The 11836-nt window shown below is 41.2% G+C and carries 11 protein-coding genes; 1 reads left to right on the top strand and 10 read right to left on the bottom strand.

What is annotated here, in order from left to right; all coding sequences use genetic code 11:
* Positions 1 to 242: 242 nt before the first annotated feature.
* The 10 genes from KJS58_RS23790 to KJS58_RS23745 all read right to left on the bottom strand — a co-directional run bounded on the left by KJS58_RS23790 (position 243) and on the right by KJS58_RS23745 (position 10433).
* Complete coding sequence (locus tag KJS58_RS23790) at positions 243 to 2237, bottom strand: sucrose-specific PTS transporter subunit IIBC (protein WP_213536084.1); 1995 nt, start codon at positions 2235 to 2237, stop codon at positions 243 to 245.
* Positions 2238 to 2596: 359 nt separating this feature from the next.
* Positions 2597 to 4066 carry a glycoside hydrolase family 32 protein gene (locus KJS58_RS23785; RefSeq protein WP_213536082.1) on the bottom strand — a complete coding sequence of 490 codons (1470 nt, stop codon included), beginning with the start codon at positions 4064 to 4066 and terminating at the stop codon, positions 2597 to 2599.
* A 168-nt stretch (positions 4067 to 4234) separates the two neighbouring features.
* Positions 4235 to 5215 (bottom strand): LacI family DNA-binding transcriptional regulator, encoded by a 981-nt coding sequence (locus KJS58_RS23780; protein WP_213536080.1) that lies wholly within the window; start codon positions 5213 to 5215, stop codon positions 4235 to 4237.
* A 628-nt stretch (positions 5216 to 5843) separates the two neighbouring features.
* Positions 5844 to 6623 carry an ABC transporter permease subunit gene (locus KJS58_RS23775; protein WP_213536079.1) on the bottom strand — a complete coding sequence of 260 codons (780 nt, stop codon included), beginning with the start codon at positions 6621 to 6623 and terminating at the stop codon, positions 5844 to 5846.
* Entirely contained in the window at positions 6620 to 7543 is a 924-nt protein-coding gene (locus KJS58_RS23770; RefSeq protein ID WP_213536077.1) for an ABC transporter ATP-binding protein, read from the bottom strand. Before KJS58_RS23770 ends, KJS58_RS23775 begins: the two co-directional genes overlap by 4 nt.
* On the bottom strand, positions 7540 to 7737 hold the full coding sequence (locus tag KJS58_RS23765; protein WP_213536091.1) for a PLD nuclease N-terminal domain-containing protein: 198 nt from the start codon (positions 7735 to 7737) through the stop codon (positions 7540 to 7542). Before KJS58_RS23765 ends, KJS58_RS23770 begins: the two co-directional genes overlap by 4 nt.
* A gap of 24 nt (positions 7738 to 7761) precedes the next feature.
* A complete protein-coding gene (locus KJS58_RS23760) occupies positions 7762 to 8010 on the bottom strand; it encodes a transcriptional regulator (RefSeq protein ID WP_213536075.1) in 249 nt (82 codons plus the stop codon).
* Positions 8003 to 8416, bottom strand: a complete 414-nt coding sequence (locus KJS58_RS23755) for a YxlC family protein (protein ID WP_213536073.1) — start codon at positions 8414 to 8416, stop codon at positions 8003 to 8005. The genes KJS58_RS23760 and KJS58_RS23755 overlap by 8 nt, the downstream gene beginning before the upstream one ends.
* Complete coding sequence (gene sigY, locus KJS58_RS23750) at positions 8403 to 8933, bottom strand: RNA polymerase sigma factor SigY (RefSeq protein WP_213536071.1); 531 nt, start codon at positions 8931 to 8933, stop codon at positions 8403 to 8405. The genes KJS58_RS23755 and sigY overlap by 14 nt, the downstream gene beginning before the upstream one ends.
* Before the next feature lie 615 nt (positions 8934 to 9548).
* The gene (locus KJS58_RS23745; RefSeq protein ID WP_249717862.1) at positions 9549 to 10433 is read right to left on the bottom strand and encodes a M23 family metallopeptidase; all 885 of its coding nucleotides are present in this window, start codon (positions 10431 to 10433) and stop codon (positions 9549 to 9551) included.
* 598 nt (positions 10434 to 11031) lie between these two features.
* Between KJS58_RS23745 and KJS58_RS23740 the strand changes: the two genes are divergently transcribed.
* Positions 11032 to 11823, top strand: a complete 792-nt coding sequence (locus tag KJS58_RS23740) for a polysaccharide deacetylase family protein (protein ID WP_213536069.1) — start codon at positions 11032 to 11034, stop codon at positions 11821 to 11823.
* Positions 11824 to 11836 lie beyond the last annotated feature (13 nt).

The raw sequence follows: 11836 nt of genomic DNA, 5'->3' as shown, positions 1-11836 counted from the left end.
TGGTATTTGCACATCCACTTTGTGTGAGCTAGGCTGTAGCTCTTGTTTGCCATCTAAGACCATTCCTTTCTTTGAGCCTGAACATCTCAATTCTATCGGAATGGTCTTAGTGGTCAAACCTTTGATTCCTCCACCCGCATAGCGGGTGGTTTTTTGTTTCGCGCGTTTCACGCACTCAACTGGCTAAAGCCATAAATAAAAAAAGCCGCTAAAATAGCGACTTTCAGGTATTTTCCTTTATTCTACTTTTCTTTTGAATTCATTTGGACAACCATAATTTCATCCTTGTTCGCAGTCGTTTGAATGCCTGTATTCACATTCATAGCTGCAACCTCCTCTATACCCGAAGGAATGAGTACAGGAGTAATCGTAGACAGTCCAGCTTCTGAGATGTAATCCATATCGAATTCTAGCAACAATTGTCCTTCTTTTATTGAATCTCCAGTCTGAACATGAGTTGTAAACCCAGATCCTTTAAGTGAAACCGTATCAATCCCTACATGAATCAAGAGCTGTACACCACTCTCATGCTCCAATATTAGTGCATGTTTACTTTTATTCATCAGGTGTGCAACAACACCGTCAAAAGGAGCATATACTTTACCTTCCGCAGGCTCAATAGCATATCCCTCTCCCATATGTTTCTCAGCAAAAGCCGGATCTGGGACAGATTCAAGCGGTATAGTCTTCCCAGTAATAGGCGATGGAAATTTAAGAGTGTATCCATCTTCTTTCTGAGCAGTGTTTTCTGATCTACTCGGTATATTTGATGTATCTGATGTAATAACACTACTACTCATAGTAGTTTTCTGAACACGTTCCTTACTTTGTACACCTTCCGAGATTGCCTCGATCTTGTCATCTTTATAACCGAACATCCAGGTTAATATGAAAGCAATTGCCATCGCAACAACGTTACATAAAATGTACAGAAACAGTTGATCGTTTAAATAAAGCAGCGTTCCGGGAATTACGGTGATTGCCATTCCTGTTCCTGCTAAACCAAATATGGATGCCATGAAACCACCTACGGCTCCGCCGATGAGTGCCATAACAAAAGGCTTCATATATCGTAAATTCACACCAAAGATTGCGGGTTCCGATATTCCGAGAAAAGATGAGAACGATGAAGGAAGGGCCAGTGCTTTTAGCTTCGCATTCTTCGTTTTTAATCCGACTGCCAAACATGCGGCACCTTGAGCGGCCATAGAACAAGTGATAATGGCGTTAAATGGATTCGAACCGGTCTTCTCCAGCAGCTGGATTTCTAAAAAATTGAATATATGATGCACACCAGTTACTACGATGATTTGATTGAAGAAACCGATAATGAGGCCTGATATTCCTAAAGGAAGATCTAATAAGAACATCGTTCCGTGTAGGACCCAATCTTCAACCGTATGGAATACAGGTCCGATGGCAAACAATCCAAGCGTTATGATGACAAGCAGTGTAATAAATGGAGTTACAATGAGATCAATGGATTCGGGTACTCTTTTTCTTAGAAATTTCTCGAATTTAGCTCCAAGAAAACCTACAAAAAATGCAGGAAGAACGGACCCCTGATATCCCACGATAGGAATGAATCCGAACATGTAAAGCGCTTCTTCTGATCCGTTTGCAACACTGTAGGCATTCGGAAGAGCTGGATTTACCAACATGAGGCCAAGTACGATCCCAAGTACCGGACTTCCACCGAATACACGAAATGCAGACCATGCTACAAGAGCGGGTAAAAAGGCGAATGCGGTATCCGTCAATACCTCAGTAAAAAGCAAGAAATTGGGGGAGATATCAGCAGCCGTTATTCCAAACAGCGCCAGAACTTGCTCTTGAGTAAGAAGTCCACGTAAACCCATAAATAAACCGGTTGCAACGAGTACAGGAATAATCGGGACGAAAACATCGCCAAATGTTCTTATCGCTCTTTGAAAAACATTTCCTTCTTTCTTCCCCTGACTTTTCACTTCTTCTTTCGTGGTTCCTTTAATTCCAAGCTTTTCAACCTCATCGAAGATGCGATTAACGGTACCGGTTCCAAAAATGATTTGAAATTGCCCTGAGTTAAAAAATGCACCCTTTACCTTATCGATGTTTTCCACTCGGGTTTGATCGATAAGCTCCTTGTCGTGGACCATAATACGCAGTCTTGTAGCGCAATGGGCGAAGGAGGCAACATTCTCTTTGCCGCCAATGGCCTCAATAACCTGTTTAGCTATTTCTTGATTCTCAGACATATACACTGCTCCTTTTCTACTTGGTTTAGTATAAACCTTTGTACTTCCTCTGTATGATGTAATGCAGGAATGGAATGGCTTCTTTAAGGTGATTGATAATGCTCCGCTTCCACCTAGGCAAATTGCAGAATCTTCTGACTATACTCATGTATTCAGGTAGAGCTGCTTGTACTGTCCTCTATGTGAAAAGCTGAAAAAGAAATTAGACAGAAATCCGCTATAGATGCATCTCCTGCCCGGTGGTATCCTGGACAGTCACTTTAGCCCCTTTGCTTTTAGCCGATTTAATCGCTTTCAAATGAGCATGTTTTATTGGACTTTTATCAAATCGATAGAGCCAAAATGTAATCTACTAACACTTAAATCCTCCAAAGCGATGCTTCTAATGAAACGGCTCCTCCGCTAGAGAAAAAGCGAATTTCCGTACTGTCTTTACTTGGAAAAATACGGCTTGCGAAAACTTCCTCTCCATCGTTGACAAAGACTTCAACCGAGGAGGTATCAACAAACAGTTGGAATTTGACTTTGTCAGCATCTAATGGGCAGCGTCGTACATTTCCGTAGGCTGACTCGATAGGCTCACCGGATATAGAGCGATCCAGTATCACTTTCTTGCTCAGATGATCGTACCACAGGACCGTTTTTTCATTCTTCCCTGCTCGGAATTCAACACCAAACCGCTGTGCATTCATATTCGTAAATTCACAAATCAGTTCATAAGTAGTGCCATTAAAATCCGGGAATATTTTTGTTTCATCTCTCAACAAGTCTTGAACATCGGACTGTTCTTTGCGTAACTGTTCTAGTTCGCGTACCGGACGCTGAATCATTTTGCCTTGATTAAGGATCAATTCCCTTGGCAGAGTTAAGCAATTCGCCCAGCCCTGATTGTCTGTTGGGTATTTTGATTCAGGGAGTCCCATCCATCCAACTAAAATTCGGCGGCCATCCGGCGTTTCGGTGGTTTGCTGTGCATAAAAGTCAAACCCTCGGTCCAGCTCTTGAAATGGGCCATGGTTGAATATTCTAGTTGACAGATCAAGTGGCTCTCCAATGATGTAACCCGATTGATAGATATTATTGAAAGCATCAGCCTCAGGACTAACACCTTGAGGTGAAAATAATAATACACCTTGATTGTCCATTTCGAAGTAATCTGGACACTCCCACATATACCCGAATTGATCTAATTTTGTAACAATTTCTCCTTCAAATGTCCATTCGATTAAATCTGGAGAATGATACATTACCGCGCATCCCGACATGTTTGTTCGTTGTGCACCGATTACACAATAATATGAGCCCTCACTTCCCCACACCTTGGGGTCTCTGAAATGCTCGGTGTATCCATCGGGTACCGAATCAATGACAGGACTGTTCTTTTTGATAATATTCCCCTCTGTATCCATTACAGCTAAATTTTGATACGGATGTCTCACCCACTCCTCATCACGTGAGTTCCCAGTATACATAAGATAGAGCTTGTCATCTTTCACAATACCGCTTCCAGAATAAGCACCATGTGAATCGTAGGGTCCTCCAGGCTCTATTCCAATACCGACATTCTCCCAGTGAGCCAAATCCCTAGATTTAGTATGATACCAATACTTCATCCCATGATAGGTTCCGAGAGGAAACCACTGATAGAATAAGTGATATTCTCCCTGAAAGAAGGTAAAACCATTGGGATCATTAAGAAGACCGGTAAGCGGCTGAATATGAAACAACTGTCTCCATGGTGACTTTCCAACAAGAGCAATAAGGTTGTCTACTTCTCCGGGAAAAGCTTGTTCAAGCTTCCTGTACTTTTCTTCCCTTGTTATTTTCATCTTATAAATCTCCACCTAATGAATTGAATAAGTTCTGAGTAGAACCGGTTCCAAAAGAGATTAAAAAAACGGAACCGGTTCCAAACGATTTAAAAAATAAGTTTCATAATTCGTTCCTGAGCAAGAAAAAATCATGAAACCGTTTTTTTAGAATTATAAAGCAGGAAATTATTGTTTGTCAACGCTCTCTCGATCAAGCAAGATGAAATCCATCATCGTAACGTCTTCAATTTCTTCCTCTCGCACCAGTCTTACAATATTCTGGGCAGCGCGCTTTCCTGCCTCTTTATATTGAAATTGTACCGTAGTTAAGGCCGGATGAATAATCTCAGTGACATCGTAGCCTCCAAATCCTGTAACGGATAAATCCCCAGGAATATTGATTTGTTTTACATTCGCTGCCTTCATGACGCCAAGCGCAATGTTATCCGTAGCACAAACAATAATGGAAGGATCATATTCCTCTAATATATGAGCGGCGGTCACCATAGCTTCCGTCATTTTAAATCCGGTTTCATAATACTGTACATAACAAGAACTGCCTTCCAAGCTTTTTTTAAATCCTTCTTTTCTCTGGACGCCAACGGAAATATCTTTTTCGGTCACACCTAAATATGCAATTCGGCGGTGTCCTTTTTCAAGAATATGACGACCCATCATATAACCCGCCTTATAATCATCATGTATCAAGCTGTGAAGATCAGGATGCTGTTGGCCAACAAGCAGTACAGGAACCCCGCACTCTTTTATCGCTATCAGATGTTCATCCTTCACCTGGGCTGCAAGCAAAATGATTCCGGATACCTTCTGCCTTGCAAAATTGTAGATTGCCTCAATTTCTCTCTCAAAATCCTGACTCGTATTAGAGATTAACATATGATAGTTAACGTTTCGCAGTTCTTCATCGATGCCTATTAATGTTTGTGAGGATGCAAAGGAGTCCAATCTTGGCACTACAGTCCCTATAATATTTGTTTTTTTGGCCTTCAAACTTTGTGCAAAGGTATTAGGAACATAATGATGCTCCTTAATGACGTGTTCAATTTTTCTGCGAGTGTTTTCGCTTACTGAACCTCCGTTCAAATAACGGGATACGGTACTCTTTGCTACGCCAGCAATCGAGGCTATATCTGAAATGGTTTTGTTCATTAATTATCCCTTCTCTTTACCTATAAATCTGCCACGAATAAATATAAATGATGATAACAGTATACTTGCTTTTTCTCCGATATGCGATCCCTTGAAATCTCCAGATCTGCAAAAAAGCAACCGGTCAGTTTGAACATTCATAGTGTTCGTAGAGTTTTTCTTGAAATAGATTTAGCTCAAAAATACAAAAACAACCTTAACCATAATTATGGCTAAGGTTGTTAATTATAGACTTCAGATGATGGGATATATAAGCATTTTGGATATATCGATGCCAGAGAAATGGTTGTATTCAAAAAAACAGATATGCAGTGCCCTGTTCGTATATTATTTACTACGACAGACAGTACTGAATATCTGTTTACATTTATTAAACAAAAAATTGTTTCATCCATCTTGATCATGCTTTAACTTTCAATGAACCTGGCGTTCAAACAACACAGTCACCACGCTACTGAGCCGCGAAGAGCATTTGCATTGGTTACCAGTTTGTAACCAATCAGCCATTCCGTGGACGTTCCAAAAGGATACGCCATTCATCGAGCGTACTTACGTCGTTTTTACAGAGTCATTCGGATATGCAGGCGGGTTATACTTATTAGCATTACTATTTTGTATCTAATGACTGTTATACTTTGGATTTCTTTATTTTTACTTGATAGACTGCGATCATAAAAAAGACCATAATGCATATCAAACAAAGGATGGCTGCGCCCAAAGCACTCGTAGATTTATCGCTTGCTTGCAGCCACTGCATCGATATTTGCGGCAAAGAACCTGGACTGTAGGCCGTAAACGATGGCAGCCATTGCGAAGCAATGGACAGCAGTATTGCCACCGCTAAGCTAACGAAAGCGATACCTGCTGCAGAATTCAGGAGAGAGCTCATGAGCAGCGTAAGCGATCCGGCAAACCAGAGCCACAGCAAATAGAAGAGTCCTGCTTTTATGGCTGCCCCGGTCTCGACGCTTCCGATCATCTGCACAGTATAATACCAAGCCCCCGCATAACCAAGCACAAAAGACACAGTGACAAGAGACAGCATGCTTGCCCACTTCGCTGCCGCATAGGATACGTAAGACACCGGCTTTGCAAAGATCATCTGTGAAACCCCGCTTTGACGCTCACCAGAAATCATTGTCATGATGGACAGCACTAGGATCATAAGTCCGACTGAGTTATATTGACTAAGCGTCTGTGCCATCACTTCTGTTCCAGTAGGAAGCCCCATGGTAATCGTCATGCCTTCAGGCATATTTCCAGCGGATTCTAAAATTTCCGGCAAAAAACGTGTCACCACTGGCTGCATGATCCCCAGTATCAAAAACACAATCGGCACCCACAACCATTTATAGCTGCGCCCCATCTCCCGCATTTCTTTACGAAAAAACAATAAGAACTGCCTCACGATTGCACCACCCTCTCAAACAAGTCTTCGAGTGTGCTATGACCTGCTTCCAGCGAACGGATCACAATGCGTTGGGATACAGCGTCCGCCATAAGTGTAAGGGAAGCTTGTTCAACGTTCGCGACCCTGAGCTTCGCACGTCCTCCGGAAACCTCCGAATGGATGACAAAATCCTTGCTGCAGATAGCGGTCAACCAGGACCGTGATGCCTCGTCCCCATCAACCTCTAGCCTAATCACTGGCTCGCTATAAGTTCGGCGAATATGTTCAAGGTTTCCTTGAAGGGCAATATTGCCATTTTGAATCATGAGAATTTCATCACAAATCTCCTCTACGTCATGCAGCACATGTGTGGAAAATAGGACTGTCGTTTCCCGGCGAATGTCCCGGAGTAGAGTCAGTACATCCTTTCGTCCTGTGGGATCGAGTGCTGACACTGGCTCATCAAGAATGAGCAGCTTCGGACTATGAATGAGTGCCTGGGCAAGCCCCAAACGTTGTTTCATTCCGCCTGAATAGCCGCCGATCCTGCGCTTACCCGCGTCCCGAATGCCCACTGCCTCCAGCCACTTGTCGGTCTCCCTCTTGGCCTCACGACTTGTCAACCCGGCAAGCTCTCCAGCATAAAGCAAAAATTCAGCGCCGGTCATCCAGGGATAAAACACGGACATTTGCGGTAAAAAGCCAATATATGGCCGCCGATCCGTTGTCGGGTTTCCGTTTATCAGAAGCTCAATCGTTCCTGCTGACGGCTGAAGTAATCCAGCCAGCATATTGATCGTCGTTGTTTTACCGGCACCGTTTGGTCCGAGTAGAGCGGCACAGCTGCCTTCAGTGATGTTGAACGATATTCCTTTGACAACTTCACGCTCCTTAAAGCGCTTGGATAAATCTTTTACCTGCAGCAAAGTCCGGGTCATGAGGCATCCTTCCTCCCGAAGACAAAATAAGCGACTGAACCCAGAATGTTACCGCACAAGATAATAATGACCCACAACCATTTCGGTCCGCGAGTTGCTTCCGCTTTATATAGTGATACCAATCCCACCACAGCCAAAATCAGCTGCAGGACGATGATAGGCATGATCAAATTCCAAGGTATGCTTGAATTCATTGTATCCATGAGTGTTTCCCCTCCTTATTCGTTTGGTTGATTGCGATCATTCCCTATCTTCCGGAGTTCTTTTCTTCTCGGCAAATAAATATGAACAATCCAATAGGCAATAAGCGGTCCAGGAGCTTGGATCAGTCCCACGATCCCCCAGATCCAATAGTATTTTGTATGACGGCGGGAATGAATGAACAAAAATAAGCTTTGTATCAGCAGGATACAGGCGACCAGTATTAAGACCCATACGGGAACCGTATCGAGATTTGTTTTATGCATTACTGGATTTCACCTTCTTCTTAGAACGATAAAAAAATCGTACAGCAAACGCGATCGCACCGACGAAGACCAGCCCCTGAATGGCGACAAATACAACAATGTTCATGGATGCCAAGAGAATATTGCTTCCTATTAAAGCTAAAGCAATGATCAAAAACAGTACAACTTCCAGTCCTGCACGTTTGCGGAGCCTCTGCTGCTCAGCTGCGACAAGCTGCTCCAGCTCATGCAGTGGCGGCGGCTCCGGTCTCCGGATGGTCAGCTCCATCTGATCGAATCCATGCAGCAGCTCAGCGATCAGAACCTGATCCTCTGCAGATGATTCTTTGTGGAAGCCTTCACCATGCGTATGATCCTGCTCGTTCAGATCGGCAGTTTGTTCCCGCATTCCTTTATTCCTTTTCATCTGTCGCCAGCTCCTTTCTTAACTGCTGCAATCCATGATGGATTCTGGACTTAACCGTCCCCGCCGGAATGTCCATCATGTCTGCGATTTCATCATAGCTGTAGCCGTAATAATGCTTGAGCAAAATCGGCAGCCGCCATTCGTACCCCAGTATGGACAAAGCCTGCATCGCATCAGTCCATTCCTCATGCTGAGCTTTGATCTGCCACTCTGTTCGCCGAGATGCCTGCTCCCGGTCCCTCCACTGCTTTTCTACTTTAGTGCGACGCATCTGATCGATATAAATCCTGGTAGCTATCGTAATCATCCATGAAGAGAATTTCGATTTTCCGTTATATTGATGAATCTTCTCAATACACTTCAGCATGGTTTCCTGCGCCACATCCTCGGCTAGCTCAGGATTCATCGTCATTTTGATGAGATACTTTGTTAAAAAGGAGTAGTGGGCATGCAGCAGTTGCACCATCGCCTGACTATCCCCTCGCTGCGCGCGTTTTATTAGCTTGTGCTCTTCCAACTGCAGTCTCTGCTCCTTTCCTCGGTTTCATATTTGCCATATGACCACATCCGTACGTACGCGACTCATGCAATCAAACATATTACGAACAAGTACAGGAAATCGTTCACTACATCCTAAAAAAATGTAAGAATGTCCTTATCAATAACTCAAACTCATTTTTCGTAGCCGCTGTTGTGTCTATTCCTATACTACCTTCTATCATTGGCCGACTAATGAATAAGCAAGGGCTTAAATAGGTTTCCATATGCCCCAGGCAGCTATCATGAACAGCAAAAACTCAATTTATAATTCAACAAACATGCGAATCATATAATGATACGCATGTTTGTATTAACCTAAACTCTCAATTGCGTCAAACTGCCCGTTAGTCAAATGAGCGATTATCTGCATTGGTGAGTTTATCATTATATTTTGGTGAATCTCATCTTCTCATTAAGTCCATTTATTCCTTCTTCAGCTAACCTACCCCGTTTTACAATAAGGAATAAAACAAAAAAGCATTAATCCTTCTTGGATCAACGCTTCCGTCAGTGTATGTAAATCCCCTTAGAATCTCTGTTAAAGTATATGTAAATTTGGGTCTATGAATTTGATTATTTTAATTATAATCCTTTAATAATTGGGAACTATAATCTCACCTTTTCTTGGCATTGAACTAACATTTATATCTTTAAAATACAAAGGAAGTCCTTCAGCTAATACAGGATGTATAGTTTTGATTGGATTTTGTCTTTGATGATGAATATGCAAATGGGGTTCTGAAGATGAACCACTATTCCCTACACGCCCCAATAAATCACCCGGCTTCACTTCATCTCCTACCTTCACTATTACGCTATCTTTTTTTAAATGGTTAAGTAAAAGGTAAGTATTTGTTTCTTCTATTTTTATATATACATAATTACCTTCCAATGACTTAAAATCTTCTGAGCCCGGCGTAATATCATCTTCACCATCATAAGCGGAAATTACTAAACCAGAAACAGGTGAATAAATTAATTTATTCCATATACCATAATCTTCGTTATTATCACTATTGATGTTAAATGGTTCTATTAATAAATCATATGCCCATCTCTCTGATGACCATACAGCATGCGGTAAATTGTCGTTAACATTATTTCCACCCCAACCAACGACTGTCTGTTCCTTTAAAGGAAAATACACAGTGACGGACGGTTGGGCGTGTTCAGCTGTGTTAGGATAAGCAAAAGGAATCATGTTCATAGTCATAAGTATAGGAATAACCATTAGTATATTTACTATTACATTAAAAGCTAACTTTAAACTTTTTATTCTTTTAAATAATAAAATAATAAAAATGACTAAATTCATTAACAATCCCAGTATACCGACAAAGGGCAAAACTAGTTTTAGTAGTGTCCATGAATATGTGGCAACGATACCTCCAATTAAAAATACACTAATCCATAATAATAGAAGGAATCCGATTGATATGCATTTTATGTAACCAACCTTTCGAATGACTGCCTTCAATTAAGCTCACCCTTTATTAAAAATATGAAAAATTACGAACCTATCCTTCGTTTTAAATAGTTAGAGGTACTTATTAGCAAATAATAATTATTCTCTATTGTTTTTATAAAATCCTTCTTTCGCTAACCGACTCGTTAGCTTAATGGATTAACGTGCATACATCGTTTAGATACATGTCTAATCGGTAAATGAGAGCATGTTCTTTCCCTCGACAGTACTTGTGCATGTTGTTAAAGAAGATTGGGAATAATTTATCCAACCAAGTATGTAGCATCTTATCCACGGCCTTAGTAAATAGCTCTATTATGCAGAGTTTTCATGTGAAAATATTGAGCTATGCTGCTCGTTAGCTTTATAAGGCTCTATTTAGTAATATTTCAACTTCGGCTAACGATGAAAGTTCTTATGTGTGTAGGTTCTTGTCCTCTGACGTTGTTATTTAATGAACTTATAATTGTCGGTTTCGTCAAATTTCTCACTCAATTCCCCCTCTTATCTTTATATCATGATTCAACTATAGTGCTCTGTTAGCGGAAACTCGAATCATTCCTTGTTTCTTATTCTACAATGCTAAGATATATTTGGAGGTTGAATAAATTTGCATATTATACATATTTTTCTTTTGTTAATTAGTTCATTAATCAGCGGATGGGAACAAGAAGCTAATCCTCCTCTCCAATCACAAATCGGGAAAAAACAATCTGCACTAGAAATTCAATCTATGTCTCAAGTTAACGCAGAATCTATTCCTATCTTGATGTACCATTCGATTAGCATTAATGGGTCTAATACACTTTGTGTACCTCCTGAGGTGTTTTTTAAACAAATGGAACATTTAAAAAAATCAGGATATAATACAATCACTTTCAAGGATTTAATGAGTTGGAAGACGAATCAATCGATCCCTGATAAACCGATTTTAATTACTTTTGACGATGGCTATTTAGATAATTTTACAGTCGCTTATCCAATCTTAAAAAAACTTCAAATGAAAGCAACAATATTCGTCACCAGCGATTATATTGGTTCACCCAATCACTTCAATTGGAGTCAATCGAAGGAAATGGAACAATCAGGTGTCATTGAAATTGGCGCGCATACACGGCATCATGTAGATTTGACAAAAAGTAATCAGTCACAACTTGTAGACGAAATTTCGGGAGCCAAACAAAGGTTGGAGGAGAGATTGGGACACCCCGTAATTGCTTTTGCTTATCCTTCCGGTGAATACAATCAGAATGTAATAAAGCTTGTTAAGCGTGCTGGATTTGAATTTGCCGTAACAACAAAACATGGTTACGCCGAGAAAACACAGGGCTACTTAACTCTCCATCGTGTTCGAATACCCGGCGGTCAGTCAATAGCTTCTTTTGTTCGAAAATTCCCTTGATATCATGCCCGTT

Source organism: Paenibacillus sp. J45TS6 (assembly GCF_018403285.1).
GTDB lineage: Bacteria > Bacillota > Bacilli > Paenibacillales > Paenibacillaceae > Paenibacillus.
This window is presented reverse-complemented; position numbering and strand designations above follow the sequence as displayed.

What these genes read in the sequence shown, in the direction of transcription:
- KJS58_RS23790 (WP_213536084.1), bottom strand. Translation starts at nt 2,237, where the DNA reads ATGTCTGAGAATCAAGAAATAGCTAAACAGGTTATTGAGGCCATTGGC.
- KJS58_RS23785 (WP_213536082.1), bottom strand. Translation starts at nt 4,066, where the DNA reads ATGAAAATAACAAGGGAAGAAAAGTACAGGAAGCTTGAACAAGCTTTT.
- KJS58_RS23780 (WP_213536080.1), bottom strand. Translation starts at nt 5,215, where the DNA reads ATGAACAAAACCATTTCAGATATAGCCTCGATTGCTGGCGTAGCAAAG.
- KJS58_RS23770 (WP_213536077.1), bottom strand. Translation starts at nt 7,543, where the DNA reads ATGACCCGGACTTTGCTGCAGGTAAAAGATTTATCCAAGCGCTTTAAG.
- KJS58_RS23765 (WP_213536091.1), bottom strand. Translation starts at nt 7,737, where the DNA reads ATGAATTCAAGCATACCTTGGAATTTGATCATGCCTATCATCGTCCTG.
- KJS58_RS23760 (WP_213536075.1), bottom strand. Translation starts at nt 8,010, where the DNA reads ATGCATAAAACAAATCTCGATACGGTTCCCGTATGGGTCTTAATACTG.
- KJS58_RS23755 (WP_213536073.1), bottom strand. Translation starts at nt 8,416, where the DNA reads ATGAAAAGGAATAAAGGAATGCGGGAACAAACTGCCGATCTGAACGAG.